Source organism: Streptomyces purpurascens, from assembly GCF_045040895.1.
Taxonomy (GTDB): Bacteria; Actinomycetota; Actinomycetes; order Streptomycetales; family Streptomycetaceae; genus Streptomyces; species Streptomyces purpurascens.
Window position 1 is genome coordinate 7176297 of sequence record NZ_CP108341.1, and the last position, 25532, is coordinate 7201828.

The window sequence follows — 25532 nt, forward strand, 5'->3', positions numbered from 1 at the left end:
GTTCCTTTTCGGAGTGGGGCTCCCCTCAACGCCGCAGCAGGACCCTGCGCGTGGCGCGAGCGAGCCGGTGGGCCGGGCGCCGGGAGCGCGGCGCCGGGCCCGACCGCTCCAGCCACCACTCCCGTAGTTCCCGCCGCGCCTGCGCGTCCCCGGGCCGCCCGGCGGACAGCAGGTGCTCGGCGAAGGTGAGGGCGTCGCGTCGGTAGCCGTCGGTCATCGGGTGGGTCTGGGCGTAGCCGAGGAAGGTGGTGCGGTAGTCCTCTCCGAGGATCACCGGCAGCTCGGGCGCGACCTTCGCCACGACGTCCGCCCGCTTCGCGGCGAGCGCCCGGGCCTGTACGCCGACCCGTACCCGGTCGAACCCCTCGGGCACGGGCGTCCCGGCGACCAGCGCGGACAGCAACGCGGCCTGCGCGAGCCCGAGCCGCTCACGAGCGGCACGGCCTTCACTGGGGTGGGGCAGGTCGAAGGCGCCCCGTGTCGCCCCGACCGCCCCGGTCTCTTCGCCCCGCTGCCCGGCACCGTCACCGGCGAACAGCCGGCCTCCGGCAGCCCGGGTCTCTTCGCGGGGTCGCTCGGCGCTGCCCGCCGCGAGCAGCTCGCTCTCCGCACCCCGGGCCTCCCGGGTCCGCCCGGGCGCGTTCCCTTCCCCGAGCGCGTCGCCGTGCTCGGGTCCGGTCGCCCCCGCCCGTCGCGTGGCCGCGCTGCCCGCCTCCAGGAGCTGTGTCTTCACACGCTCGACGGCTCCCGTCTCCAGTGCCCGTCGGATCGCGCCCAGCTCCCGCTCCAGCTCCGCCGGTTCCGGGAAGTTCTCGTCGCGTTCCAGGAGGACGCCCGGTGGGGAGACGCGGGAGGCGAGGTCGGTCAGGATGTCGAGGACCGGCCGGGGCACGGGGTGGGCGTGGCTGTCGTGCCAGACGCCGTCGCGTTCGAAGCCGCCCGCGACATGGACGTAGGCGATGGCCTCGAGGGGCAGCTCGGCGAGGGCCTTGGCCGGGTCCTCGCCGCGGTTGACGTGGTTGGTGTGCAGGTTGGCCACGTCGATGAGGAGCCGTACCCCCGTACGGTCGGCCAGTTCGTACAGGAACTGGCCCTCCGTCATCTCCTCGCCCGGCCAGGAGATCAGCGCGGCGATGTTCTCGACGGCCAGTGGCACCGGCAGTGAATCCTGCGCGACGCGGACGTTCTCGCAGAGGACGTCGAGGGCGTCCCGGGTCCGGGGAACGGGCAGCAGATGGCCCGCCTCCAGGTGCGGGGACGCCGTCAGCGCACCGCCCGCCCGGACGAACGCGATGTGCTCGGTGACCAGCGGCGAGCCGAGCGCCTCCACCCGCTCGGCCAGCGCGGCCAGCCGGTCTTCGGCGGGCCGGTCCGCGCCCCCGAGGCCCAGCGAGACGCCGTGCGGCACCACGGTGACGCCGCGCTCGCGCAGCCGCTCCAGCGACTCGGGCAGGTGCCCGGGGCAGACGTTCTCGGCCACGGCCTCGACCCAGTCGATCCCCGGCATGCGCTCCACGGCGTCCGCGATCTCCGGTCGCCACCCGATGCCCGTCCCCAGTCGCTCCATTCGTCCCCCTCCTCCGCACGGCCCGATCCTCGAACGTGAGGGGGGTATGGCCCAGCCGCCCGGCCCCGAACCCTGCCACCGACGCCTTCAGAGGAATATTTGAGGTTCACCGACGGAGGCACCGGGCTCGCGCCACCCCCTGATGCGTCGTAGACCGGACGTATGCGCGACGGCAGCGAACAGGCGCACCACCCCGCGCGGAAGCGGAGACGGGACCCGGGGCATCCGGCCGTGGTCCGGTGGCTGTGGGCCGGTGCCGGGGCCCTGGTCCTGGCCGTGGGCACGGCCTACTTCCTGCTCCCGCTGGAGGGCCTCGCCGCCGACCGCCCCTGGCTGGGCTGGCCGCTGTTCGTCCTGTGCCTGGGGCTGGTGGCCGCGCTGCTGCTGCGTCAGGTGCGCGACATCGTGCTGGAGAAGCCGCACACCCGGTCGGGACTCGTGATCTCGCTGCTGATGTGCCTGGCCGTGCTGGTCTTCTCGTCCGGCTACTACGCGCTCGCCCAGCAGCCGGGCCAGTTCACCGGCCTGCGCACCCGGGTCGACGCGCTGTACTTCACCGTCGTCACGCTCGCGACCGTCGGCTACGGCGACATCACCCCGAGCGGGCAGGAGGCCCGCATGGTGGCGGTCGTCCAGATCGTGTACACGTTCGTCTTCCTCACGGCGGCGGCCACCGCGCTGACGCGCCATCTGCACACCGTGGTCGCCGCACGCGACCGGCGTCCGCCGCTGTCCTGACCCGGGGCGGCGGCTACGCCGGGCGGGAGGAGCGGTAGTTGAACACCGACCACAGGACGAACAGACCGGTCACGATCATGATGATCGACCAGAACGGCTGGTACGGCAGCCAGATGAAGTTCGCGATCAGCGCCAGCCCGACCACGCACGCGCCGGCGACCCGCGCCCACAGGGCGCCGGTGAACAGACCGAACCCGGCCAGCACCACGAGCACCCCGACGACCAGGTGGATCCAGCCCCACGCGGTCAGGTCGAACGCGAAGACGTACTCGCCGAAACTGGTGTACACCTCGTCGTTCGCGATCGCGGCGATGCCCTGGAGCACCGCGAAGAGGCCGTAGACGACCATCAGGGTGCCGCCGAGAGTGAGGCCACCGGCCGCCAACGGGTCGCCGGCACCGCCCCGGTCGCCGGGCGCGCTGCCGGGGGCGGGCGGAGCGGGGGGAGGGGGCGCGGCACTGGTCATGGCTGCCTCCTGGGTCGGATGTCTGGTAACCCCACTGGAGCACCCGCCCAGGACCGGCGCGCCCGCGGCTGCGCCGAACGGGTGGACGCGAAGTCGCGGCTCCGTCGGAGAAGGAGCCTCCGTGAGGCGCCTTCCTACGGCTGTTCCTCGCGCGCGAGGGCACGGATACGGCCGACGCCCTCCACCGCGAAGGTCTCGCCGGGGGCGATCTCCGTGAACCCCGCGTCCCGGACCACCGGCAGCCCGCTGTGCGTCAGTTCCGGCCAGCGGGCCGGGGCGGCCGTCCGGACGGCGAGCGGGAGGCCCGCGTCGCGCCAGGCGGCCCGCTCCTCGTCGGTCAGCTCCCACCAGGCCAGTTGGGCGGCGTGGCCCGCCTGGGCCATCGCCTTGCCGGCCGTCATGCCGAGGTGCGGGTTCACCCACAGCACGGGAGCGGCCGGGTCCGCGTCCACCGGCGGTTCCGGGTCGTCCAGGTCGGTTCCGGAGACCTGGAGCCGGGCCAGGTCCTTGGGCCAGCCGTCCAGCGGGACCGGCGGGAAGACCCGCACCTCGGCGGACTTGCCGGTGACCGTGATGCCGGGCAGTGCCTCGGCCCGCCGCCACTCGGCGCCGCGTGCCCGCCGCACCACCTTGCGGATCCGGGCGTCCTGCCAGTCCCGCATGGCCTGCGCCCACTCGCCGTCGCCGGCCGACCGCTCGTCGCCCAGGATCGTCAGCACCGCCCGCGCGGCCGTCTCCAGCGCGTCCGTACGCGCCGGCGGGTCCGCCCGCTCGATCCGCACGACCAGCGGCAGCACGAACTGCGGTGCCGTGTCGCGCACCGAGGGCTCGGATCGGAAGGGGCTGTCGCTCACGGGCGTCGGGTCTTCGCTCACGAAGCCCAGTGTGCCAGCCGCAAGATCGTGCAGGATGGGCCCCATGCGACCCGACCTGTGCCTGGAGAACGCGGGCCGCCGCTACGGCCTGCGCGGCCCCTGGGTGTTGCGTGGTGTCGACCTGACGGTGGCCCCGGGCCGGCTCGTCCGCGTCGAGGGCGCCAACGGCACCGGCAAGTCCACCCTCCTACGGCTGCTCGCCGGCATCGACGCCCCCAGCGAAGGCCGGATCACCGGCCGGCCGCGCACCGCCTACGTCCCCGAACGGTTCCCGCCGGCCCTGCCCTTCACGGCCGTCGGCTACCTCACCCACCTCGGCACCGTGCACGGCCTGTCCCGCACGGCGGCCGCCCGAGCCGCCGGCGAGTGGCTGGAGCGCCTGGGGGCCGCCGCGTACGCCGATACGCCGATGGCCCGGCTGTCCAAGGGCAGCAGTCAGAAGGTCGCGGTCGCGCAGGCCCTGCTGGCGGAGCCGGAGCTGCTGGTGCTGGACGAGGCGTGGACCGGCCTGGACACCGACGCCCGCGCCGAGCTGGAGCGGGCGGTCGCCGAGCGCACGGCGGCCGGTGGGTCCGTGGTGTTCGTCGACCACGACCCACGCCGCCTCGCGGGCCTGCCGGACACGACGTACGCCGTGCGCGACGGGAGCCTCGTCCCGTGTGACGTGGCGGGACCGCTTCCGTCCGGACCGCACGTCACGGTCGAGGCACAGGGCCCGCCGGACGGGCGGCTTCCCGACGACGTGCGGCGGACCGCCGCCTCCGCCGAGGAGACAGGACCGGGCCGCTACCGCCTGACCGTCCCCGCCCCGCACTCCGACCTCCTGCTCCGCGCCCTGCTCACATCTCGCCCGCCCTGGCACGTGGTGCGCGTGGCACCCCGTCCGGACGCCCCCGGGAGCAGCCGATGACCGCCCTCCTGCGCTACCACGCCGCCCTGCTGCTGCGCTCGCAGCGCTGGCTGCCGCCGTTCCTGCTGTACGCCGCCTTCCTCGCCATCAGCGTCCGGGCCGGCCAGCCGGTGCTCGACTCGCTGGGCTACTCCGCCGCCGCGCTGCTGCCCGTGGCCGCCTGGCTGGCGCGGATCTGCGTCACGGGCGAGCCGGAGGCCGCGCGCGGCTGTGTGGCGGCGGCCGTCGGGCCCGCCCGGGCCCATGTGGCCTGCCTGCTGGTGGCGCTGGCCGGGGCGGCGGCGCTCGGCTCGGTCACGACCCTTCTCGTGACGCTGCTCAGCGACCCGGTCGCCTCGGACCACCGCACCCGGGTGCCGCTCGCCCCCGCCTGCGGTGCCGGGCTGCTCGCCGCCCTGGCCTGCGCCCTGCTCGGCACGGCCGTCGGCGCGCTCACGAGCCGGCCGCTGCTGCGCTCGCGTGGCCGTGCCGTCCTGGCCCTGCTGCTCGCGGCACTGCTGTCCCTGGTGGCCACCGGCTCCCCGGCCCAGGCGGCGGTGCAGGGTCTGGTGACCGGCTCCCGGTCGGGTACCGTCCCGCTCCCGCTGCTGCCCCTGGCCGCGGCAGCCCTGGTCACGGCCGCCGCGCTGGCCCTGGCCGGTGCGCTCGCCTCCCGCAGATCACCCTGAGCAGCTGGTGCGCTGCGCCTCCTGCCACTCGCAGACCGGGCAGAGCGTGATGCCCTTGTACGACTCCGGGTACTCCGTGGGCTTCCGGCACAGCACGCACTCGGCGTACGGCGGCCCCTCCGCCCGTGGCGGCCTGGCCGAGTCGATCAGGCAGTAGTCGTCCTCGCTCATACGTCCAGCGTAGGCCGGTCAGGGACGGCTGCCCACGGCCCCGATCAGCTCGGACACCTTGACGAACCGGAAGCCCCTGCGGCGCAGCTCGGGCACGATCGTCCGCACGGCCCGTTCGGTCGCCGGGGCGGCGCTGCGGGTGCAGTGCAGGACGACCACCGACCCGGGCCGCACCTCGTCCAGCACCTGCCGGACGACCACGTCCGGGTCCGTCTCGAACGCGTCGCCGCCGACCACGTCCCACTGCACGGCGGTCACCCCGGCCGGGGCCAGGGCCTTCAGGGCCCGGCGGTCGTAACAGCCGCCGGGGAAGCGGAAGTACGGCATCGGATCCCGTACGCCGGCCCTCCGGAACGCGGCGTACGCGCGCTCCACGTCCGGCCGTTTCCGCTCCTCGGGCACGGTCGGCAGGCCGTAGCAGTCCCGCGTGTACGCGTAGTGGCTGTAGGAGTGGTTGGCGACCTCGAAGAGCGGGTCCCGGCCGATGGAGCGGGCCTGGTCCGGGTACTCCTCGGCCCACCGGCCGGTCATGAACACGGTGGCCCGCACCTTCAGCGCGCGCAGCGTCGAGATCAGCCGCGGATGGTCGAACCGCTCGCCGGCCGCCGCCCGCGCCCCCTGCCCGGCGGCCATGTCGGCGTCGAAGGTGAGCGCGACGGTCCGGCCGGGGGCGCGGGGACCGTGCTCGAAGACGGGGGTGAGGCCGGCCGGACCGGGGGCGAGGGTCGGGGGCCTCGGCGGTGGTGTGGGAACCGGTGGGATGGCCGCCTGCCGGGGTGGGGTGGTACCGCAGGCGGCGAGGGCCGTGCTCAGGGCGCACACGGCGGTGACACGGCGGAGAAGGGTGATCACTATATGAAGATATGAGCGGGATCGTTCGCTTATGCGTCGCGGCCGTCGACGTCACCCGGCCGTCAGATGTCCCGCTGCTCCAGCGGCTTGGTCGCCGGGCCCTGGATCACCTTGCCGTCCGTGTCGAAGCGGGAGCCGTGGCAGGGGCACTCCCAGGCGCGCTCCGCGCCGTTGAACGCGACCAGGCAGCCCAGGTGGGTGCAGCGGGCCGAGAATGCGTGCAGGGAGCCGTCGTCGTCCCGGTAGACGGCGAGACGGTGGCCGTCGACGCGGACCACGGCACCCTCGCCGGGCGGCAGGGACTCCACCGGGGGCACGGGCCGCAGCCGGTCCCCCACGAAGTGCCCGGCGACCTTGGCCTGCGTCTTGAGGAACGACGGCGCCTCACGCACGGCCGGACGCAGCCGGCGCGGGTCGTACAGCCCGCTCCAGGCGCACTCCTCGCCCGTGATCTGCGCGGTGAGCAGGCGGCCCGCCATCATGCCGCCGCTCATGCCCCAGCCGCCGAAGCCGGTGGCCACGTACGCGTGCCGCGCGCCCGGGTGCAGCGGGCCGACCATCGGCACGGTGTCGGTGGGGTCGATGTCCTGCGTGGCCCAGCGGTGGGTGACCTCCAGGTCCGGGAAGTGGCCGGTGGCCCAGGCGGTGAGGTGTTCGAAGCGGGCCCGCGGGTCGCCCGTGCCGGGTGTGAAGTGCTCGCCGGTGACCACGAGCAGCCGCCGGTCCCCGTCGTACGGGGCGGTGCGCACCGAGCGGATGCCCTCGTCGGGCGTGATGAACATGCCGTCCGGGTCCTGGCCGGCCGGGATGGTCCCGGCGACGACCAGCTCGCGGCGCGGCGACAGCCGGGCGAACAGCAGGGCCCGGTCGAAGATCGGGTAGTGCGTCGCGACGACGACGTCCCGGGCCCTGACCGGCGCCCCGGTCGTGGTCGACAGCCGGCACGGCTCGCCCTCGTCCAGGCCCAGGACGGCGGTGTCCTCGTAGATGTGCCCGCCGCGTTCGACCAGGTCGGCGGCGAGGGCCAGCAGGTACTTGCGCGGATGGAACTGGGCCTGCCCGGTGACCCGGACCGCGCCCGCCACCGGGAAGGGCAGCCCGGTCTCCGTCACGAACGAGGCGGGCAGCCCGGCCTCGGCGGCCGCCCGTGCCTCGGCGCGCAGTTCGTCCACCCGGGCCGCGTCGCGCGCGTATGTGTAGGCGCTCCGGGTCTCCCACTCGCAGTCGATGCCCAGTTCACCGACGATCCCGGCCGCGCGCTCGATCGCCTCGGTCTGGGAGCGGGCGTACAGCCGCGCGCCCTCGGGGCCGCGGGTGCGCCGCAGCTTGTCGTAGACGAGCGTGTGCAGGGCGGTGACCTTGGCGGTGGTGTGCCCGGTGACCCCGGCCGCGACCCGCCCGGCCTCCAGCACCGCCACACTCCGCCCGGCCCGGGTCAGCTCCCACGCCGTGCACAGTCCGGCGATCCCGGCGCCGATCACCGCCACGTCGACGTCCAGGTCCTCCGTCAGGGCCGGGTGGCGGCCGTCCGGTGCGGTATCGAGCCAGTACGAGCTGCCGACCTGCTGCTTCTCGCTCATGTGCCACCGAGTACCCCCGACGGTCGGCTTCAGTGGGCGGGCGTGTCGCTTTACAGAAGGGGCCGGCGGAGCTAACGTACAACCAAATGGTTGTAGATGAGGTGAGCGACGAGACGGTGGACCGGCTGTTCCACGCCCTGGCCGACACCACGCGCCGGGACATACTGCGCCGCTGCGTGCGCGGGGAGCTGTCGGTGTCGCGGCTGGCCGAGGCCTATCCGATGAGCTTCGCGGCGGTGCAGAAACACGTCGCCGTGCTGGAGCGGGCGGGTCTCGTCACCAAGCAGCGCAGCGGACGGGAGCAGCTCGTGTGCACGGACCCCGAAGCGGTGGGCCGCGCACGCCAGGCCCTCGACGAGCTCGAGTCGGCATGGCGCGGGCGCGTGGACCGGATGGCCCGACTGCTCGCCGAGGACCCCGGAACCGAAGAGACCGAAGAGAACGACGCCACGGAAGGACCCGAGAGATGAGTGTCACCAGTGTCGACAAGGACCTCGACCTCCTCACCCTCACCCTGATCGCCGACTTCGCCGCCCCCGTCGAGCGGGTGTGGCGGCTGTGGGCCGACCCCCGGCAGCTGGAGCGCTGGTGGGGACCGCCGACCTACCCGGCGACGGTGGAGCGGCACGACCTGACCCCCGGCGGAGAGGTCACGTACTTCATGACCGGACCGGAGGGCGACCGGCACCGCGGCTGGTGGCGGATCTCCTCGGTCACCCCGCCGACGGCCCTGGAGTTCACCGACGGCTTCGCGGACGACGACGGCAAGCCCAAGGACGACATGCCGACCACGTCCGTGCGGGTGCGGCTCACCGAGCACGACGGCGGCACCCGGATGGAGATGCGCTCCCTCTTCGACTCGCGTGAGCAGATGGAGCAGATGGTCGCCATGGGCATGGAGGAGGGCCTGAAGGAGGCCGTCGGCCAGATCGACGCCCTGCTGGCCGCCTGACCGGCCGGGTCAGGACTGCCGCAGCAGCCGCTTCCGGTACTCCGCCACATCGAAGTCCGCCTCGGGATACCGCGGATCCAGCTCCTTCAGATGCTCCAGGAGCAGGGTGCTGACCGCCCAGTTGCGGTACCACTTGCGGTCGGCGGGGACCAGGTACCAGGGCGCGTACGAGGTGCCGCAGCGCTCCATGGCGATCTCGTACGCCTCCTGGTACGCCGGCCACAGGGCCCGGTCGTCGATGTCGGAGGCGGCGAACTTCCAGTGCTTCTCCGGCTCGTCGAGGCGTTTGAGCAGCCGGCGGCGCTGCTCCTCGTAGGAGAGGTGCAGGAAGCACTTGATCAGGGTCGTGCCGGTGTCGGCGAGGGACTTCTCGAAGCGGTTGATCTGCTCGTAGCGCCGGTTGATCTCGGTGGACGGTGCGAGGCCCCGGACGCGGGCGATGAGGACGTCCTCGTAGTGGGAGCGGTCGAAGATGCCCAGTTCGCCCGGGACGGGAAGCGCCTTCTCCACGCGCCACAGGAAGGGGTGCGCACGCTCCTCGGCCGTGGGTGCCTTGAACGCGGTGATCCGGCAGCCGGACGGGTTGAGCAGGCCGATCACATGCTTGACCGTGCCGCCCTTGCCGCTGGTGTCCATGCCCTGGAGGACCAGTAGGACGCGGCGCCGGTCGCCCGCGGTGCTCGCCGCCCAGAGCCGCTCCTGGAGGGTAGCGAGGCGCTCGCCGATCCGGGCCGTGGCGGCCCGGCCCGCCGTCTTGCCGTCCGGTCCGCCGGGGGTGGCGGCGGCGTCGTGACGGGACAGGTCGAGCGGCTCTCCGTCGGGGAGGCGCAGCCGCTCCCGCAGCGAGGCGCCGCCCGACTTCTTGCTCTGCTCCTTCTCCCTGTCCTTCTTCGTCACCGGGCCCCCTTCGTCTCTCGGTCCTGTCTCCCGATCGTCCGCCGGGGCGCCGGGTTCCGCACCCGGCGCCCCGGTCGGGAGCGCGGCCGGGGCTACCGGCGCCAGGGGCCCGTCACCGCGAACGTGGTGCCGGGGGTGTAGCAGTTGACGTACATCGTGTCGCCGTCGGGGGAGAAGGTCACGCCGGCGAACTCGCCCCACTCGGGTTCCTCGGGGGTGCCGATGTTCTGCCGGCCGCGGGCCATCGCGTACACCTCGCCGCGCCTGGTCACGCCGTAGACGTGCTGGGCGCCGTTGCCGTCCTCGCAGACCATCAGGCCGCCGCTGGGCGCCAGGCAGATGTTGTCCGGCGACTCTCCCGGCAGCTGGATGTCGGTGTCCGGGCCGAAGACGATCACCAGGGTCAGCCGGCGGCGCTCGGGGTCGTAGCGCCAGATCTGCCCGTAGTGGTCGGCCGTCGAACCGTCCGAGCGGCGGGCGAAGGACGACACGAAGTACACCGACCGGCCGCCCCAGTAGCAGCCCTCCAGCTTCTGCGCGTGCGTGATGCCCCCGCGGCCGAAGTCCTGGAACCGGATCGGCGTCTGCGCGGCCTGCGGGTCCGGTACGTCCACCCACTCGATGTCGTCGAACTCGGCACCGATGTCCTGGATCGTGGACAGGTCGGGTACGCCGGGCACCCGCATGGCCTGGAGCCGGCCGCCCGCGCGCAGCGAACCCCGGCCGCCCAGCGGCTTCTTCGGCAGGAAGCGGTAGAAGAGGCCGAAGGGCTTCTCGAAGGCGTCCTCCGTCTCGTACACCACACCCCGCCGGGGGTCGACGGCGATCGCCTCGTGCTGGAAGCGGCCCATCGCGGTCAGCGGTACGGCTCCGGTGCGGCGCGGGTCGACCGGGTCGACCTCGAAGATGAAGCCGTGGTCCTTGGTGTAGCCGTTGGTGCCGGCCTTGTCCTCGGTCTCCTCGCAGGTCAGCCAGGTGCCCCACGGGGTGGGGCCGCCCGCGCAGTTCACGGCGGTGCCGGCGATCGCGACGCGTTCCGACAGGACGTGGTTGCGGGAGTCCAGCGTCAGGGCCGTACACCCGCCCTTGCCGGCCGGGTCGTACGTGAGGCCCTCGATCGTGGGGACCGGGACCCTGCCGTCGGCGCGGTTCTCGTGATTGCGGACCAGGTGGACCCGGTCGCCCTTGCCCGCGAAGGCCGACATGCCGTCGTGGTTGGAGGGGACCTTGCCCTCACCCGAGCGGAGCCGGTCTCCCTCGCGGGAGAGGACCCGGTAGCGGAAGCCTTCCGGGAGGTCGAGCAGGCCCTTCGGGTCGGGGACGAGCGGGCCGTAGCCGGTGTGGCCGAGGCCCTCTGCGGCGGCGGTACCGGCGAAGAGTTCGGACAGGGCGCCGGAGAAGGCGATCCCGACGCCCAGGGCACCTGTCCCGGCGAGCAGCTGACGTCGAGTGGCGGAACGACCGGTTGTGGTCATGGCGGAACCTTCCTGCTGGCGGACAGGAACTGTGATCCCGCTGTGTCTATCACCTGGTGCGGGCAACGTGAACCACGCGCGTAGCGCGGGTCACTGCTCCACCGCCCGTCGCAGCTCCTCGATGGCCTGTTCCGTCGTGTCGAGGGGGTGCTCCGCGGGCTCCTGTGTCTGTGCTGGTGTCTGTGCCTGAATCTGAGCCTGTGCTGGTTCCTGCGGCTGTTCCTGCGGCTGTTCCCGCGGCTGTTCCTGCGTCTCTGTCTGATGGCCCTCTTCGCGGCCTCGTTCCAGGAACCGCAGCAGCTCCACCGGGATGGGCAGCACCAGCGTGGAGTTCTTCTCCGCCGCCACGGCCATCACGGTCTGGAGCAGCCGGAGCTGGAGCGCGGACGGCGTGTCGGCCATCTGGCGCGCGGCCTGGGCCAGCTTCTTCGAGGCCTGGTACTCGGCGTCCGCGTTGATCAGCCGGGCCCGCCGTTCGCGATCGGCCTCGGCCTGGCGGGCCATGGAGCGCTTCATCGTGTCCGGCAGGGACACGTCCTTGATCTCCACCCGGTCGATGGTCACGCCCCACTCCACGGCCGGGCTGTCGATCATCAGCTCCAGGCCCTGGTTGAGCTTCTCCCGGTTGGACAGCAGATCGTCCAGCTCGCTCTTGCCGATGATCGAGCGCAGGGAGGTCTGTGCCATCTGGGAGACGGCGAAGCGGTAGTCCTCGACGTTGACGATCGCGGCCGCCGGGTCCACGACCTTGAAGTACACCACCGCGTCGACCCGCACGGTCACGTTGTCCCGGCTGATGCCCTCCTGGGCGGGGATGGGCATGGTCACGATCTGCAGATTGACCTTGCGCATCCGGTCCACCACGGGAACGATCATGTTGAATCCGGGCCGCCGCACGTCCCCGCGCACGCGCCCGAGCCGGAAGACGAGCCCGCGCTCGTACTGCTTGACGACCCGCGCCGCCGCGGCCAGATACACCAGGCCACCGGCGCCGACCGCCGCCACCACCCCGATCAGCTCTTGGACCATCCCGACCTCCTCGTCCAGAGGTCCGATTTCGTCTACTTCTGCAACGATATGCCGGGACTGGGGTTCGAGGCCATGCCCCAGGGATGCGGGGAACCGCGCGACAGACCCCACCGCTCCGCGGCGGACATGCGAAAGGCCCGGGGCGCGCTTGTGGGCGCGTCCCGGGCCGGGGGAGTCGGTGCTGCGGCGGGCCGCTAGGCCACCGTCACCTTCTCGCCCTCTTTCGACTGCTCGGACTCCAGCTCGGGCTCCGTGACCTTCACCGGCTCCGTGCCCGAGGCGCTGTGGCGCTCGGCCCAGTTCTCCAGGGCCGTGCGGCAGGCGTGGTCGAGGTGGTGCAGGCCCGAGAGGTCCAGCTCGACCGGGCGGTCCTGCGGCAGGCTCTCCAGGTTGTCCAGGATCTTCGGCAGCCGCAGGAACGTCGCGTTGCCCGACAGGTACGCCTGGATGGGGCCGGCGCCCTTGTCGATGACCTCGAGCTTGATGTGCGAGGCCTCCCAGGCGGTCTTGACGACCGAGAGGGCCAGACCGATCAGGACACCCTCGAACATGTTCACCGCGACGATCGACACGGCGGTGACGACCAGGATGACCGCCTCGCCCCGGTGCTCGCGCCACAGCGGCACGATCTTGCGGAACGGGATGAGCTTGAAGCCCGCGTGGACCAGGATGCCGCCGAGGGCGGGCAGCGGGATCAGGGCCAGCGTGGCCGGCAGGAGCGCCGCGAAGAGGAGCAGCCACACGCCGTGCATCACCCGGGACGCCTTGGTCTTGGCGCCCGCGCTGACGTTGGCCGAGCTGCGGACGATGACCGCGGTCATCGGCAGCGCGCCGAGCACGCCGCAGAGCGTGTTGCCCGCGCCCTGCGCCATGAGCTCCTTGTCGTACTGGGTGCGCGGTCCGTCGTGCAGCCGGTCCACCGCGGCGGCACTGAAGAGGCTCTCGGCGGAGGCGATCAGGGTGAAGGCGATGATCGTGCCGATGATGCCGACACCCACGCTGCCGAAGGCGTCGAGGCCGGGCGGCTGGATGGAGTCCAGCAGACCCTGCACCTTGACGGTGTCGACCGGCAGGTTGAACGCGGCGGTGGCCGCGATCGCCAGGATCACCGCGGCGAGCGCGCCCGGAACGGCCTGCGCCTGCTTCGGCAGCTTCTTCCACAGCACCATCACCGCGATGGTGGCCGCGCCGAGTGCGAGGGAGGTGAGCGCCTTGGTGCTGCCGAGCGCGTCGGCGGCGGCGCCGGGAAGGCCCAGGATCTTGTCGATGCCGGAGGCGGGGGCCTTCAGTCCGGCCGTCGCGTACAGCTGGCCGGCGATGAGCACCAGACCGATTCCGGCCAGCATGCCCTCGACGACCGAGACGGATATCGCGCGGAACCAGCGGCCGAGCTTCAGCGCGCCCATGATGAGCTGCAGCAGACCGGCGGCCAGCACGATCACACCGAGCGCGGGCAGCCCGTAGGTGTCGACCGCCTCGAAGACCAGCACGGTCAGACCGGCGGCCGGCCCGGACACCTGCAGGCTGCTGCCCGGCAGGAATCCGGTGACGAGACCGCCCACGATGCCGGTGATCAGGCCGAGTTCGGCCGGGACACCGGAGGCGACGGCCACGCCCACGCACAGCGGGAGCGCGACCAGGAACACGACGAGGGAGGCGGTGAAGTCCTGCCTCAGGTAAGGGAACTTGGTCATGGTGTCCCTCACAGCTTCTCGAAGGAGTCGGTGCCCGCGCGGTGTTCCCGCACGGTTCCGGTGTGGACTTCGTAGAACCAGGCGTGCAGCCGGAGCCGGCCGTCCGTCAGACGGCTCTCCACGCTCGGGTACGAGCGCAGCCGCTCCACCTGGGTCAGGACGTGGTTCTGCACGGCTTCGGTGACCGTCTTGTCGGTCGGGTCCGCGCACTTGGGCTCGTCGCAGGCGTGCGCGAGCCAGTCCCGCACGGCGGGTACGCCGGTGAGGTCGTCGCCCCGCACCACCGCGCCGACGGCGCCGCAGTGCGAGTGGCCGCAGACCACGATCTCCTTTACGCCCAGTACTTCCACGGCGTACTCGATCGTGGCCGCCTCCGAGGTGGGGTGCTCGAAGGTGTAGGGGGGAACTACGTTGCCCGCGGTGCGCAGCTCGAAGAGCTCGCCGGGCCGGGCGCCCGTGATCAGGGCCGGTACGACCCTGGAGTCGGAGCAGGTGATGAACAGGACGTCGGGGGACTGGCCCTCGGCGAGGCGGGCGAACTCCTCAGGGCGCTGTCCGTGCGTGCGGGCGTTGTCGATGAGGGGTTGCATGTGTGTGGTGACTCCTCCTGGCGCGCAGTGGGGGCGCGTCGGACGGGCATGACAGAGGTGGGGGACGGAACGACTCTGTTCCTCAGCAGCGGAAGACCTGAAGCGCTGCAGGTGTGTGCGACGTCGAGGATCTCGACGTGCGATGGTGCGCGGCGCCGGCTCTGACCTGGTCCGGTGCTGCCGGCGGGATGTGCCGCAGCAGGGGCCGCTCCGGCGCGCTGGGCGCGGAGTCGGCGTGGTGGAACCGGTCGCGGGTCCGCAGGGGACCGGTCGGGTCCCCATGGTGTCCGGCGCGGCAGGTGGCGATCTCGTCGCGCAGGGCCTTCCCGGAGAACTTGATTCCGGGCCGCGAGGACAGGCCGGAGGGTTCAGTTCCGGGCTGAGCCTTGGCCTCGGCTTTACGGGGCGTGTGCGCGGATGCGAAGGACGCCGTCGGTGCGAAGAACTGGAGGGCGAGCAGGACGGCGGCGAGGATCGAAACCACGGTCCGTGCCGTCGTACCTCGGTACATGCGCCCCCCTTCAGGTGATTCACACGTCTAGCGCTGACCAACACTTGGTCAATGGCTGGTCAAGAAACACGTTAACCCTGCAAAGTCATTTGCAGGGTTAACTTAACGTTTCAAGCTGAAGAGAGCCTGAAAACCGTGGGTGGGTTGGCTTGAACCATCCCTTGGCCTCACGGCAGTTGGTGCGGTATTGGGGTTGTGGTTACCGGGAGTTCGCCAGCTTGCCCGCGTCGCGGGCCAGAGCGGTGAGCCGGGAGATGGCCCGGAAGTACTTCTTGCGGTAGCCGCCGTTCAGCATCTCCTCGCTGAAGAGCTGGTCGAAGGGCAGGCCCGAGGCCATCACGGGCACCTCGCGGTCGTAGAGCCGGTCCGCGAGGACGACGAGCCTGAGGGCCGTCGACTGGTCGGGAACCGGCCGCACGCCGGTGAGGCACACTGCCCTGATTCCGTCGGTCAGCGCGCCGTACCGGCTGGGGTGGACCCGGGCGAGGTGCTCCAGGAGGGGCGAGAACGCGTCGAGGGAGGCGCCCTCGGTGGCGTGCGCCGTCTTGGTCACCTCTTCGTCGGAGTGCGGCGGCGGCGCCTCGGGCAGACCGCGGTGGCGGTAGTCCTCGCCGTCGATGCGCAGGGCGCGGAAGTGGGCCGACAGGCCCTGGATCTCCCGCAGGAAGTCGGCCGAGGCGAACCGGCCCTCACCGAGCTTGCCGGGCAGCGTGTTGGAGGTGGCGGCGAGCGCCACGCCCGCGTCGACGAGCTTGCCGAGGAGGGTGGAGACCAGGACGGTGTCGCCCGGGTCGTCGAGCTCGAACTCGTCGATGCACAGCAGGCGGTGGCCGGACAGGGTCTGGACGGTCTTCTGGAACCCGAGGGCGCCGACCAGGTTGGTCAGCTCCACGAAGGTGCCGAACGCCTTGAGCTCGGGCTCGGCCGGGGTGGCGTGCCACAGCGAGGCCAGCAGGTGGGTCTTGCCGACGCCGTAGCCACCGTCGAGGTAGACGCCGCGCGGGCCGGCCGGGGCCTTCTTCGGCGCCTTGCCGAAACCGAACAGCCGCCGCTTGCCGGAACCGCCCGCTCCCTGGCCGAGGCCTGCCGCGAAGCTCTCCAGGACCTGGACGGCCTCGGTCTGGCTGGGCTGGTTCGGGTCCGGGATGTACGTGCTGAAGCGCACCGAGTCGAACCGCGGCGGCGGCACCATCTCGGCGACCAGCCGATCCGCGGGGACGTGCGGCTCACGGGCACACAGGGACAGCGGGGCCGCGTCGGCTATCGGGCCGGTACCGGAGGGGGCGGGAGAGGAGGACACGGTTCACCATGCTACGGCGCGTGGAACACTGCACGGCATGCGACGTCTGTTCCCTGTGACCGATGAAACAGCAGCTCCGGCCCCGGGTGGCGGGTCCGGTGAGGAGGGTGTCGGGCGGGAGTGGGGGCTGGCCGAGCTGGCGGCCGCGTACGCCTATCCCGAGCCGGGGGCCGGTGGGCCGCTGCCGTGGCTGCGCGCCAACATGGTGTCCACGCTGGACGGGGCAGCCCAGCACGACGGCCGTTCGCAGCCCATCTCCAGCGCGACCGACATGCGGATCTTCGGCACGCTGCGGGCGCTGGCGGACGTCGTGGTCGTCGGCGCGGAAACGGTGCGCCAGGAGGGGTACCGTCCGGCACGCGCGCGTGCCGAGTTCGCGGCGATGCGGGAGGCGGCCGGGCAGGCCCCCGCCCCCGCGATCGCGGTGGTCACCGCCAGCCTCGACCTGGACTTCTCGCTCCCGCTGTTCACCTCGCCCCTGGTGCCCACCCTGGTCCTCACGGGAGCCGCGGCCGCCGCGGACCGCGTCGCCACCGCCGAGAAGGCGGGCGCGCGTGTGGTGACCGCCGGGGACGGCATCGGCGTGGACCCGGCCCGTGCCGTCCAGGCGCTCGCCGGTCTCGGCCACACCCGGCTGCTGACCGAGGGCGGCCCGCGGCTGCTCGGGCAGATGGTGGCCGCCGGCGTGCTCGACGAGCTCTGTCTGACCGTCTCCCCGATGCTCACCGCGGGCGCCGCCCAGCGCATCGCCGGGGGTCCCGCCGTCACGGTCCCGCGGCGCTTCTCGCTGGTGTCGATGCTAGAGGAGGACGGGTTCCTGTTCACGAGGTACGGACGGTCCTGACGTACTGAACCGCGCGGCACGGGGTAGCGGCACGGGGTACAGGTGTCGGCGCTCAGGAAGCCGGACCGGTCGGTACGTTCGGAATATGCCGTTCTGTTTGGATTTTGGAGGGCACACTGGATCCGGCAGTTCCCGTGCGAACACGGGGCAGGATGGTTTCCGCGAGGATCAGAAGGGGCGCCTGGTGTTCACAAGCGTATTGATGATCGAGAAGGCCCTGACGTCCGCCGACGTGGAGTTCGTCACCACCTTGCACGGCGAGGAGCGGGTCTCCTTCGAGGTGCTGCTCCAGCCGCGCGGCGAGCAGGCGGACCGTCTGCTGCGGGCCATCGACGACGTGGCGCTCGGCGAACTCGACGATGCCGTCCGCGAGGGGGAGACCCCGGAGGGCGAGGAGGCGCTGAGCGTCGGGCAGCGGGCGCTGGAGGTGTCCCTCGCGGCACTGCGGACGTCCGGGAGCGAGGCGCGGGGACGGTTGATCGAGGACCATCCCCTGGACGCGCTGAAGTCCTTGGTGGAGGAGGTCGGCGCGGACGAGGTCATCGTGCTGACCGACCCCCACTACGTGGAGGAGTTCTTCCACCGGGACTGGGCGTCGCGGGCCCGGCACAAGGTGGGGGTGCCGGTGCTGAAGCTGTTCTCGCACAGCAAGGCGTAGTGCCGGTCTGATGCGGTGGCGCTTCTGAAATAGGCTGTGGGCGCTCACCGTCCCAGAACGCTCTTGGAGATACGCATGGCACCCGGCCTTCCCACCGCCATGGACCGACCGCACTTCATCGGTATCGGTGGGGCCGGGATGTCGGGTATCGCGAAGATCCTCGCCCAGCGCGGGGCCGTCGTGGCGGGCAGTGACGCGAAGGAGTCGGCGACGGCCGAGGCCCTGCGGGCCCTGGGTGTGACGGTGCACATCGGGCACGCCACGGAGCACCTGGCCGACGACGCGAGCTGTGTGGTCGTGTCGTCGGCGATCCGGCAGGACAACCCCGAGCTGGCCCGCGCGGCCGCACTCGGCATCCCCGTCGTGCACCGCTCCGACGCGCTCGCCGCCCTGATGGAGGGCCTGCGGCCGATCGCGGTCGCCGGAACGCACGGCAAGACGACCACGACCTCGATGCTGGCGGTGTCGCTCAGCGAGCTTGGCCTGACGCCGTCGTACGCGATCGGCGGGGACCTGGACGCGCCCGGCTCCAACGCGCTGCACGGCGACGGCGAGATCTTCGTCGCCGAGGCGGACGAGTCGGACCGCAGCTTCCACAAGTACGCGCCCGAGGTCGCGATCGTCCTCAACGTCGAGCTCGACCACCACGCCAACTACGCCTCGATGGACGAGATCTACGAGTCGTTCGAGACGTTCGTGGACCGGATCACCGAGGGCGGCACGCTGGTGATCGCGGCCGACCACGAGGGCGCCCGGGAGCTGACCCGCCGGGTCGCGGAGCGCGGCGTGCGGGTGGTGACGTACGGCGAGTCGCAGGACGCCGGAGTGCGCGTCCTGTCGGTCGTGCCGCAGGGCCTGAAGAGCGAGGTCACCGTGGTGCTGGAGGGACAGGAGCTGACCTTCACGGTCTCCGTCCCCGGCCGGCACTACGCGCACAACGCGGTGGCCGCGCTGGCGGCGGGCGTGGCGCTCGGCGTCCCCGCCGAGGAGCTGGCCCGGGCGCTGGGGGCGTACACGGGCGTGAAGCGGCGGCTCCAGCTGAAGGGCGAGGCCGCGGGCGTACAGGTCATCGACTCCTACGCGCACCACCCCACCGAGATGACCGCCGACCTGGAAGCCATGCGTGCGGCGGCGGGCGACTCCCGGATCCTGGTCGTCTTCCAGCCGCACCTCTTCTCGCGGACGCAGGAGCTGGGCAAGGAGATGGGCCAGTCCCTGGCCCTCGCGGACGCCTCGGTCGTGCTGGACATCTACCCGGCCCGCGAGGACCCGATCCCCGGCGTGACCAGCGAGCTGATCATCGAGGCGGCCCGGGCGGCGGGCGCGGACGTGACGCCGGTGCACGACAAGGCGGACGTCCCCTCGGTGGTCGCGGGAATGGCGAAGCCCGGGGATCTCGTTCTCACCATGGGAGCGGGCGACGTCACCGACCTCGGCCCGCGCATCCTGGACCGTCTGTCGAACTGAGGGGCTGGAGGCTCATGCCGTACGACGTCGAGAAGCCGGACGAGCAGTGGCGCGCGGAGCTGAGCCCTGGCGAGTACGCGGTGCTGCGCCAGGCGGCCACGGAGCCCGCCTTCACCGGTGAGTACACCGACACCAAGACCCAGGGGGTCTACTCCTGCCGCGCCTGTGGTGCGGACCTGTTCACCTCGGACACGAAGTTCGAGTCCCACTGCGGCTGGCCGTCCTTCTTCGATCCGAGGGACACCGACGCGGTGGAACTGATCGAGGACCGGACCCACGGCATGGTGCGTACCGAGGTGCGCTGTGCGCGCTGCGGCTCGCACCTCGGGCACGTGTTCGAGGGTGAGGGGTATCCGACGCCCACGGACCAGCGGTACTGCATCAACAGCATCGCGTTGCGCCTGACCGCCGCCGAGGGCTGAGACAGTCCTCAGCGTCGGATCCGGCATTCCTTCTGTGTGAGCCGCTTCGTGTTCCCCGCGGTGCGGCTGCACACCACATGGGTCTTCGAGGTGCCGTCGCCGGCGCGGCGGACCTCCTTGAGGACGATGCTGTGGCCGGTGCGGTCGCCGTACAGCGGGGCGCGGGTGAAGTCGATGGTGCCGGTGGCCATGCCCTCGATCGTGACGTTGCGCAGGTTCACCCAGGTCGAGGCGCGGCTCTGGGGCCGGTCGTCCCGGGTGGCCGCCCAGTACAGGGCGCGGGTCGCGTCGTGTGCCAGGGCGGTCTGGCCGCTGGCCAGGGCGGGGCTGTCGTAGCGCAGGTTCCCGCCCCGTAGGCCCGGCAGGTGCGTGGCCGCGTCCAGGTAGAAGGTCGTCCGGGTGGCGGCCGTCCGCAGCTCGGCCAGGGCCGCGTGGTACAGCGTGACCTTCGGCGCGACGGACTGTCCGCCGATGGTGAAGTCGGCCTTGGACAGGTCGTCGCCGGTGAGGATGGCCAGGGGCGTTCCGGCACAGCCCGGCTCGGTGCCCAGCTGGGTCATCAGGGGATCGATGTCCTCCACCCGCCCGGCGAAGTAGATCACCGACGGGACCTGGCCGCCCCGGCAGATCTCCTGGGCGTGCGAGCGGAGTTCCGGCTTGCCGCCGCTGAGGGTGTAGCGGCGCTGATCGAGCGGGGTGAAGCCCTGCCGGCGCAGCATGTCCTGGCCGTAGCGTGCCTGTTCGTCGGTGTAGAGGTCGTCGGTCTTCGCCGTGTCGCGGGCGAGGACGAGGGCATACTGCCGACGGTCCGGTGTGCGCAACTGGGCGGCTATCAGGCCGAGTTGTTCTATCTGCCACTGGTCCGTGGCGGCCAGGCTGAACCAGTTGGCGAACTCGCGCGGCAGATAGGTGGCGGAGTTCGTGCCGGAGACGATCGGTAGCCCGGCCTCCATCAGCGTGCGGGTCGTCGCCCTGCTCGACTTCAGGTCGCGGCCGGTGCCCACGACCCCCACCACGGTCGGGTCCTGGGCGGCGTACGCGGCGATCTCCTCGGCCATCTCCTCCTGGTGGCCCAGGTCCACACCGCCGTTGGCGAGCAGGACCCGCAGTTTCACGCTGGAGTTCTTGTTGATGACGGCCTGTGCCAGGTACACGCCCGCCAGTTCCTCGGCGCCCTTCACGAGTGACGAGCCGTCCGAGGAGTCGGCGCTCAGCGGTCCGGCATAGACGACGGTGACGTACTTGCCGGAGTGGTGGGCGAGGACGTCCGCGTTTTTCTCGGCGATGCGGTCCTCCAGTTCGTCCACCGTCCAGGGTGTCGCGTCCCCGGCCGTCAGGGCCTTGGGCTCGTTGCCGGGGTCGGGCGTGGGCAGCCAGTCGGCGAAGCGGACGCCGTCCGTCGCTATGCCGATGCATTCCGTGCCGCCGCCGGGGGCCCGCTCGCGCCGGGTGTCCCGGTTGGCGGTCAGCACGGACGCCGAGCAGTACCGGTCGTGCAGGGCCTCGGCCCGCATGACGGTCCCGGCCGTCAGCAGGGCGATCACCAGGACCAGGGTGTGCAGGGCCCACACCAGCCGGGCGGGCGTGGGCCGGGTGGAGGCCCGCAGATGGCGGGTGCGTTCCTCCACGGGACCGAGCTGGTCGTGCGGCAGCGGGACCTTCATCACCCAGGGCAGGACGGACCGCTCCCGGCTGGGTGACTGTTCGGCGCGCAGGTTGTGCGCCCACACCCGGTGCCAGGTGCGCAGCCGCTCGCCGAACCTGGGCGGTACGGCGGCCGGGTCGGGTGTCGTCGGAACCACGCCGCGCTCCAGGCGTGCCACGTCGTGCGTGTGCACCGCGGCGACCACCACCAGGGGGTCGAGCTCGCTGCGGCGGCTGCGGACGTCGCTGATGGCCCGGATCAGTTCGATGCCGCCGTTGCGGGCGTCCGTGTAGGGCAGGAACAGCATCGGCGGGCGCGGCCGTTTGAAGCCGCGCAGGTCCCAGCTCCAGCGGCGGTGGTTGTCCCGCAGGTCCTCCCGCAGCGCGAGCACGCACAGCTGGAGGTGGAAGTCGCCGCCCGCCGTGAGCGCCTCGGCCACGTCGTAGGCCCGGGCCGCGATCGCCTTCCAGGACCGCACCGGCCGCAGCAGCGAGACCTCGGTGGGATCCTCGTGGTCCGCCGCCCTGAGGAAGGTCGTCGTCATGAACCAGCGGCTCTCCCGGCGCAGCCACAGGAAGATCGGCGCCCGCCCGGGCAGGACGTAGTTGAGGACGGTCAGCAGCAGCAGGAAGACGAGACCGGCGCCCACCGCCACGTACCACTCGCTGCGGGCCATGAGCGCGGCGAGCACGGTCACGAGGCTCGCCGGGAGGATGTGCGCCATGTCGAACAGCGGCAGACCGGAGCGCCAGCGTGCGGTGTTCCTCGGCCGCCAGCGCTGCTGGGCCAGCTGGTTCAGCAGCCGTTGCCGCTGGTCCTGACCGGCTTCGGGGCTGCCCGGCTCGGGCGTCGGCCAGGTGTCGCCGAGGGCCGCGACCGCGTCGTCGATGGCATGCACCAGCCGCAGCCGCGGGAACGCGTAGCGCCGGTAGACCGCCTTCGGGCCGCCCCACTTCTTCGGATCGCTCAGTGCCCGCACCATGGCCGCGGCCCGGCGCACCTCCGTGGCGCCCTCGTAGGCGTCCTGCGCCACGGCACAGCGCGTGCCGTGCGCCTCCTGGCCCGCGTGCAGCTGCCGGACCAGTCCGGTCACCGCGTCGTCGTCCGCGCCTTCCTGCGCGTGCACGACGAACACCGGCATCGGCGGCTCGGCGCTCGTGCGGAAGTCCTGGATGAGGATTTCGAGCTGATCCTGGAGGTGGAGCCCGGCGCCACGCTCCGGCATGCCGTCATGCCCCCCAGGGCAGTCCGGCGGCGTGCGATCAGCGTTCACCATGGGCAATCCCCCGTTCGCCTTCGGTGACCTACGAGGCTAGCGGCTGTGGGTGGGGTGGGAGTGGGTGACGGAAGAACTTCAGGATCGTTTCTGCCTGGTCGGTGGTGCACCTGGCGCTGAATGAACGATCCATCGCCCTGTTGACTAATGGATGATCGAGCCAGAAAATGTGCGGAGTGACCTTCTCCGCGCATCCGCCCGCACGCCCCGCAGGACTCCCCGTCGATCTCGACGAGGCCGCTCACCACTGTCTCGTCGCGGGGTTCGACGGGACGGCAGGTGTGCCGGACGACCTGAAGCGGCTCGTCGACCGAGGGCTCGGCGGAGTCATCCTCTTCACCCGCAACGTGCGGGACGCGGAGCAGGTGCGGCGGCTCACCGCGGAGCTGCGGGCTCTGCGGCCGGATCTGCTCGTGGGGATCGACAACGAGGGCGGCGGGATCGGGCACCTGGTCGGCGCGGACGCCCCCGAGGTGCCCGGATCGTTCGCACTCGGAGTGGCCGACGATCCCGGGCTGACCGGCCGCTGCGCCGACGCCCTGGCCGGGCATCTGGCCTCGCTCGGCATCACGGTCTCCTACGCCCCGGTCGCCGACCTCCAGCACCATCCGCGCAACCCGATCGTGCGCACCCGGTCCTTCGGCGCCGAACCGGCACGGGCCGCCCGCCATCTGCGGGCCTGGATCACCGCCACCGAGCGGCGGGGTGTCGCCTCCTGCGCCAAGCACTTCCCCGGGCACGGCGGCACCGAGACCGACAGCCACCACGGCATCGCCGTCGACCCGCGGTCGTACGACGAACTGCGGGCCGACTTCGAGCCGTTCCGCGCGGCCGTCGACGCGGGCGTGCCGATGATCATGAGCGCTCATGTCGTCTACCCGGCGCTGGACCCCGAGCGGCCCGCCACCCTGAGCCGCCGCATCCTGGGCGATCTGCTCCGTCACGAGTTGGACTTCGACGGAGTCCTGGTCAGCGACGCCCTGGAGATGAAGGCCATCGCCGACCGCTACGGCGAGGCCGCCGGGGCGCGGATCGCCCTCGCGGCGGGCGCCGACCAGGTCATCGTGGCCGTGCCGGACCTGGAGGTCACCCTGGCCTGCCGGGACACGGTGCTCGGCGCGCTGCGCACCGGTGTGCTGCCCGAGGAGCGGGTGCGGGAGGCCGCCGGGCGGGTGCGGCGCCTCGCCGTGCGGTACGCCGTTCCGGCCGGGGCGGTCGACGGCTGGGACGCGGGGGCCGGTCTCGAGGCCGCCCGACGGGCGGTCCGCGGCCGGCCGCTGCCGCCGGGCGTGCGGGGGGCCCACGTCGCCGACCTGTTCCCGCCGCCGCATCCCGCGCTCAACTGGGGCGGCGAGGACCTGCTGACGGCGGTGCGCGCCGTCGACCCCAGTGCCACGGGCACCGCGGTCACCGGAGACCCGGCGGATCCGGACGCCGTCGTGGAGGAGATCCTGCGCGCCTCCGGTGACGCGCCGCTGGCCGTCGCCACCTGCGATGCCGGGCTCCACCCCTGGCAGGAACGGCTGCGCGCCGCCCTGCTGTCCCGGCGGCCCGATGCCGTACGGATCGACACCGGGCTGCCGGAGGGCGGCGCGCTCTGCTCCTACGGGCGGGGACGGGTGAACCTGCGGGCCGTCGCCGAAGCACTGGCGGGCACCTGAGAATTCAGGGCACCCGTACGAGTTCCTTGATGCCGCGCGCCGCGAGGTACGCGGCGTCGTCCGCCCGTCCCGCCAGGACCACCGCCGGGTGGACGTCCTGCGTGCGCAGGGCCATCCAGGCGTCGAAGTACGCGCCTCCCGGGCCGGAGACGGAGCGGGAGGACGGGGTGCAGTCCAGGATCAGGGCCGTGTCGCGGGGCCGGGCGGGGTGGTGCCCCGCGCGTACCTCGGCGACGGTCTCGGCCAGGGCCGTCGCGATCGGCTTGGCGCCGCCCCGCGCGTCGAACAGGCCCAGGGTGTACTCCAGTTCCGGGTAGTCGGCCAGGGAGCGGTCCACGTCGTGGGAGCACCACCAGGTCACGCCCCACAGTCCCTCGCACCCGGCCGCGTTCCGCACGGTCGCCCGCGCGAAGTCCGGGGCGTCGGCCGCCGGGATGTGGGGTTCCGGGGCGCCCGTCTCCTGGACCCAGACCGGGCGGGCCGGGTCCTCGGCGTAGGCCTTGGCGAGTTCCGTGCCGTACTCGGCGAGGTGCAGCACCTGGGGGGAGCGGGGGCCGTAGCGGCGGGCGCAGTCGCCGGAGAACACCCAGGGGTGGACGGTGGTGACATCGCCCTTGCGGGCCGAGGCCTGAGGGGTGAAGGGGTGGTCGTCGCCGTACCAGGCCGCGTCGTAGGCGGAGTGGGTCGCGAGCCGGCCCGGGGGCAGGTGCTCGCGGGTGGCCGCCAGCAGGGTGTCGAGGTAGTGGTCCACCTCGTCGGCGGTCACGGGGTTGTGCTCGACCAGGTTGTTGAGCTCGTTGCCCAGCTGGAGGCCGATGAGGTTGGGGCGGCCGGCGAGGGCGCGGCCGAGGGTCCGCATCAGCTCGGCCTGGGCGGCGACGGCCTCCGGGTCGGTGAAGACATTGCGGTGGTGCCAGCTGCGCGTCCACTCCGGGTAGAAGTCGAAGCTGGACAGATGGCCCTGCACGCCGTCCACGAGGACGTCGAGACCGGCCTCGGCGGCCAGGTCGACCAGGTGCGCCAGCTGGTCCACGGCCGCGGGGCGGATGAGCGTGCGGTTGGGCTGGAGGAGCGGCCACAGATGGAAGACCCGGACGTGGTCGAGGCCGAGCGCGGCGATCTGGTCCAGGTCCTCGCGGGCGTGCGCCGGGTCGAAGTCGTGCCAGGCGTGGAACCAGCCGCGGCGGGGCGTGTAGTTGACGCCGAAGCGGAGCGTGGGGATGGGATCCTCCTCGGGTCGAGCACCCAGATCCCTTGCTCTGGGTGAATGCATCAATCACCATA

25 protein-coding genes are annotated in these 25532 nt (G+C 72.3%); 10 read left to right on the forward strand and 15 right to left on the reverse strand.

The window, feature by feature from the left end; genetic code table 11:
* Positions 1 to 25: 25 nt before the first annotated feature.
* Positions 26 to 1567, reverse strand: coding sequence for a DUF692 domain-containing protein (locus OHU35_RS32695; RefSeq protein WP_405507853.1), 1542 nt, complete (start codon positions 1565 to 1567; stop codon positions 26 to 28).
* A 162-nt stretch (positions 1568 to 1729) separates the two neighbouring features.
* Between OHU35_RS32695 and OHU35_RS32700 the strand changes: the two genes are divergently transcribed.
* Positions 1730 to 2305, forward strand: coding sequence for a potassium channel family protein (locus OHU35_RS32700; RefSeq protein WP_189721626.1), 576 nt, complete (start codon positions 1730 to 1732; stop codon positions 2303 to 2305).
* 13 nt (positions 2306 to 2318) lie between these two features.
* Here OHU35_RS32700 and OHU35_RS32705 read toward each other — a convergent pair whose 3' ends face one another.
* Both OHU35_RS32705 and OHU35_RS32710 read right to left on the reverse strand, forming a co-directional pair.
* Entirely contained in the window at positions 2319 to 2771 is a 453-nt protein-coding gene (locus OHU35_RS32705; RefSeq protein ID WP_189721625.1) for a hypothetical protein, read from the reverse strand.
* 134 nt (positions 2772 to 2905) lie between these two features.
* Positions 2906 to 3646: a peptidyl-tRNA hydrolase gene (locus tag OHU35_RS32710; protein ID WP_189721624.1), complete on the reverse strand. Its 741-nt coding sequence runs from the start codon at positions 3644 to 3646 to the stop codon at positions 2906 to 2908.
* Positions 3647 to 3689: 43 nt separating this feature from the next.
* Here OHU35_RS32710 and OHU35_RS32715 point away from each other — a divergent pair, with 43 nt between their 5' ends.
* A complete protein-coding gene (locus OHU35_RS32715; RefSeq protein ID WP_189721623.1) occupies positions 3690 to 4556 on the forward strand; it encodes an ABC transporter ATP-binding protein in 867 nt (288 codons plus the stop codon).
* On the forward strand, positions 4553 to 5224 hold the full coding sequence (locus tag OHU35_RS32720; protein ID WP_189721622.1) for an ABC transporter: 672 nt from the start codon (positions 4553 to 4555) through the stop codon (positions 5222 to 5224). The genes OHU35_RS32715 and OHU35_RS32720 overlap by 4 nt, the downstream gene beginning before the upstream one ends.
* Here the strand turns inward: OHU35_RS32720 and OHU35_RS32725 are convergent.
* The 3 genes from OHU35_RS32725 to OHU35_RS32735 form a co-directional block, all read right to left on the reverse strand.
* Entirely contained in the window at positions 5216 to 5395 is a 180-nt protein-coding gene (locus tag OHU35_RS32725) for a hypothetical protein (RefSeq protein WP_189721621.1), read from the reverse strand. The genes OHU35_RS32720 and OHU35_RS32725 overlap by 9 nt on opposite strands.
* An 18-nt stretch (positions 5396 to 5413) precedes the next feature.
* Complete coding sequence (locus OHU35_RS32730; protein ID WP_405507855.1) at positions 5414 to 6247, reverse strand: polysaccharide deacetylase family protein; 834 nt, start codon at positions 6245 to 6247, stop codon at positions 5414 to 5416.
* A gap of 62 nt (positions 6248 to 6309) precedes the next feature.
* Entirely contained in the window at positions 6310 to 7827 is a 1518-nt protein-coding gene (locus tag OHU35_RS32735; RefSeq protein ID WP_359888574.1) for an FAD-dependent oxidoreductase, read from the reverse strand.
* An 86-nt stretch (positions 7828 to 7913) separates the two neighbouring features.
* Between OHU35_RS32735 and OHU35_RS32740 the strand changes: the two genes are divergently transcribed.
* Together OHU35_RS32740 and OHU35_RS32745 are read left to right on the forward strand one after the other, a co-directional pair.
* On the forward strand, positions 7914 to 8297 hold the full coding sequence (locus OHU35_RS32740; RefSeq protein ID WP_189721618.1) for a helix-turn-helix transcriptional regulator: 384 nt from the start codon (positions 7914 to 7916) through the stop codon (positions 8295 to 8297).
* Positions 8294 to 8779 (forward strand): SRPBCC domain-containing protein, encoded by a 486-nt coding sequence (locus OHU35_RS32745; RefSeq protein WP_189721617.1) that lies wholly within the window; start codon positions 8294 to 8296, stop codon positions 8777 to 8779. The genes OHU35_RS32740 and OHU35_RS32745 overlap by 4 nt, the downstream gene beginning before the upstream one ends.
* A 9-nt stretch (positions 8780 to 8788) precedes the next feature.
* Here OHU35_RS32745 and OHU35_RS32750 read toward each other — a convergent pair whose 3' ends face one another.
* The 7 genes from OHU35_RS32750 to zapE form a co-directional block, all read right to left on the reverse strand.
* Positions 8789 to 9676 (reverse strand): PPK2 family polyphosphate kinase, encoded by an 888-nt coding sequence (locus OHU35_RS32750; RefSeq protein WP_359888571.1) that lies wholly within the window; start codon positions 9674 to 9676, stop codon positions 8789 to 8791.
* A gap of 92 nt (positions 9677 to 9768) precedes the next feature.
* A complete protein-coding gene (locus OHU35_RS32755; protein WP_405507857.1) occupies positions 9769 to 11151 on the reverse strand; it encodes a PhoX family protein in 1383 nt (460 codons plus the stop codon).
* A gap of 90 nt (positions 11152 to 11241) precedes the next feature.
* Complete coding sequence (locus tag OHU35_RS32760) at positions 11242 to 12180, reverse strand: slipin family protein (protein WP_405507859.1); 939 nt, start codon at positions 12178 to 12180, stop codon at positions 11242 to 11244.
* 194 nt (positions 12181 to 12374) lie between these two features.
* Positions 12375 to 13874, reverse strand: coding sequence for a SulP family inorganic anion transporter (locus OHU35_RS32765; protein ID WP_189721613.1), 1500 nt, complete (start codon positions 13872 to 13874; stop codon positions 12375 to 12377).
* An 8-nt stretch (positions 13875 to 13882) separates the two neighbouring features.
* Positions 13883 to 14464, reverse strand: coding sequence for a carbonic anhydrase (locus OHU35_RS32770; RefSeq protein ID WP_359888561.1), 582 nt, complete (start codon positions 14462 to 14464; stop codon positions 13883 to 13885).
* Between the two features lie 82 nt (positions 14465 to 14546).
* Positions 14547 to 14975 (reverse strand): hypothetical protein, encoded by a 429-nt coding sequence (locus OHU35_RS32775; protein ID WP_359888558.1) that lies wholly within the window; start codon positions 14973 to 14975, stop codon positions 14547 to 14549.
* Between the two features lie 199 nt (positions 14976 to 15174).
* Positions 15175 to 16275, reverse strand: a complete 1101-nt coding sequence (gene zapE, locus OHU35_RS32780; protein ID WP_189721610.1) for a cell division protein ZapE — start codon at positions 16273 to 16275, stop codon at positions 15175 to 15177.
* Positions 16276 to 16312: 37 nt separating this feature from the next.
* On the opposite strand from zapE, the gene OHU35_RS32785 reads away from it, so the two are divergent.
* The 4 genes from OHU35_RS32785 to msrB all read left to right on the forward strand — a co-directional run bounded on the left by OHU35_RS32785 (position 16313) and on the right by msrB (position 19666).
* A complete protein-coding gene (locus tag OHU35_RS32785; RefSeq protein WP_189721609.1) occupies positions 16313 to 17119 on the forward strand; it encodes a pyrimidine reductase family protein in 807 nt (268 codons plus the stop codon).
* 184 nt (positions 17120 to 17303) lie between these two features.
* The gene (locus OHU35_RS32790) at positions 17304 to 17777 is read left to right on the forward strand and encodes an indole-3-glycerol phosphate synthase (protein ID WP_189721608.1); all 474 of its coding nucleotides are present in this window, start codon (positions 17304 to 17306) and stop codon (positions 17775 to 17777) included.
* Between the two features lie 75 nt (positions 17778 to 17852).
* Complete coding sequence (gene murC / locus OHU35_RS32795) at positions 17853 to 19244, forward strand: UDP-N-acetylmuramate--L-alanine ligase (protein WP_189721607.1); 1392 nt, start codon at positions 17853 to 17855, stop codon at positions 19242 to 19244.
* A 14-nt stretch (positions 19245 to 19258) separates the two neighbouring features.
* Positions 19259 to 19666: a peptide-methionine (R)-S-oxide reductase MsrB gene (gene msrB, locus OHU35_RS32800; RefSeq protein WP_189721606.1), complete on the forward strand. Its 408-nt coding sequence runs from the start codon at positions 19259 to 19261 to the stop codon at positions 19664 to 19666.
* 8 nt (positions 19667 to 19674) lie between these two features.
* Here msrB and OHU35_RS32805 read toward each other — a convergent pair whose 3' ends face one another.
* Entirely contained in the window at positions 19675 to 22536 is a 2862-nt protein-coding gene (locus tag OHU35_RS32805; RefSeq protein ID WP_405507863.1) for an ABC transporter substrate-binding protein, read from the reverse strand.
* A gap of 227 nt (positions 22537 to 22763) precedes the next feature.
* On the opposite strand from OHU35_RS32805, the gene OHU35_RS32810 reads away from it, so the two are divergent.
* On the forward strand, positions 22764 to 24248 hold the full coding sequence (locus OHU35_RS32810) for a glycoside hydrolase family 3 N-terminal domain-containing protein (RefSeq protein ID WP_405507864.1): 1485 nt from the start codon (positions 22764 to 22766) through the stop codon (positions 24246 to 24248).
* Positions 24249 to 24252: 4 nt separating this feature from the next.
* Here the strand turns inward: OHU35_RS32810 and OHU35_RS32815 are convergent, their stop codons facing one another.
* Positions 24253 to 25521: a glycosyl hydrolase gene (locus OHU35_RS32815; protein ID WP_359888547.1), complete on the reverse strand. Its 1269-nt coding sequence runs from the start codon at positions 25519 to 25521 to the stop codon at positions 24253 to 24255.
* Between the last annotated feature and the right edge of the window lie 11 nt (positions 25522 to 25532).